This is a genomic window from Methanoculleus sp. MH98A, from assembly GCF_000691865.1.
Lineage (GTDB): Archaea > Halobacteriota > Methanomicrobia > Methanomicrobiales > Methanoculleaceae > Methanoculleus.
This window is the reverse complement of record NZ_JMIO01000193.1, coordinates 1-1,252: the sequence shown is the minus strand read 5'-3', so window position 1 is coordinate 1,252 and position 1,252 is coordinate 1. Positions and strand designations below refer to the sequence as shown.

Below are 1,252 nucleotides of genomic sequence, written 5' to 3'. Positions count from 1 at the left end.
TCCGAGAAGAGGCGATATAAAACTCTTCAAGAGCGAGATGCTTCTCGTTCCCAAATGGTCGGTTCACTTCAACGCATTCGGCACGGTTTACACGAAAGAAGTGTTTGCCCATTCAGGAACCGTCCTTGAAAATACCATACAGTACTGCCCGAAGCACTTCAAACTCGGTGCCATCAATTTCAAGAAGGAAACCGCTGCCGTCTGCGAGGTGTGCGGGAAGGCCTATTGTAGCGAGCACATTACACAATGCCCCGTCTGTGGAAAATGGGTCTGTAGCGATCATGCTTCGATCTGCAGTTCGTGTGGTAAGACATTCTGTGAAGAGCACGCGGACAGGGTCTGCTCAGCATGCGGTAAGCCGCTCTGCGCCGACTGTGAGGTCGAATGCCCGATCTGCAACAGAACGTACGGATTGGATCATACTCAGATATGCGATAAGTGCGGCGCGGCAGCCTGCCCGCAATGCATTACAACATCCGGATTGCTGAGGAAGACGAGAATCTGTAAGAATTGTCAATAATTTTGAATCTGCCCCTCATTTTCTATGATCTGTCCGGCCTGCCTCCGTGCTTGACCCTCGAGGAGGGTTCGGATCTACTCGTTTCGTCAATCAAAATTACCTTGTTTTATTCCTCCTGAGCGTCCTGCCCCGGCTCCCCTTCGTTACACCCCGGGGTCTACCCGCCACCGAAGCCTTCCTCGATGCCGCGATCCTCGGCCGCCCTACGCGCCTCCACCGTATTCCCGGCTCCGCAACACTCCCCGGTGTTGTCATCTCCGGTTCCCGCGCGTAACTCCCCCGGACTCCCGTATCCCTTCTCGTCCCCATGCCGGCAGCCGATCCCGCCTCTACCCCAACCCGCGACTCCCGAAGCCCCTGTCCCCCGGGAATGCAACGTCGTTCAGCACCCGAAATAGCCGGAGCCCCAAATAGAACATTGATAAAACCATAACGTCAATATCCCATACGGTGCCGCCCAATGAGAGAACGCAACCATCCTACGCCGGAGGGGCCTGACCCGGAAGAGAGAGGAGCTACCTTCCTTGGATGGTTAAAGAAACGCGGCGGCATGAGGAAGGTGCAGGACTGCCAGCGGAAGTGCAGAGAGAACGGCTTTGAGGCGAAATATTTTGTCGATTCAATGGGATCGGATTACATTCGCCTCTACCGTGCCGGCGGAGGGGACAAAGTCATCAAACTTGAAAAGCCCGTGTGGGCGGACCAATGGATGACCTACTACGATCTCGAAGT

2 protein-coding genes are annotated in these 1,252 nt (G+C 55.0%); both read left to right on the top strand.

Annotated elements, in window-relative coordinates:
• Nucleotides 1-520 (top strand): hypothetical protein (locus EI28_RS15135; RefSeq protein WP_231476836.1); only part of this gene is annotated, 520 nt, incomplete at its 5' end.
• Between the two features lie 460 nt (nucleotides 521-980).
• Nucleotides 981-1,252 (top strand): hypothetical protein (locus tag EI28_RS12520; protein WP_048115344.1); only part of this gene is annotated, 272 nt, incomplete at its 3' end.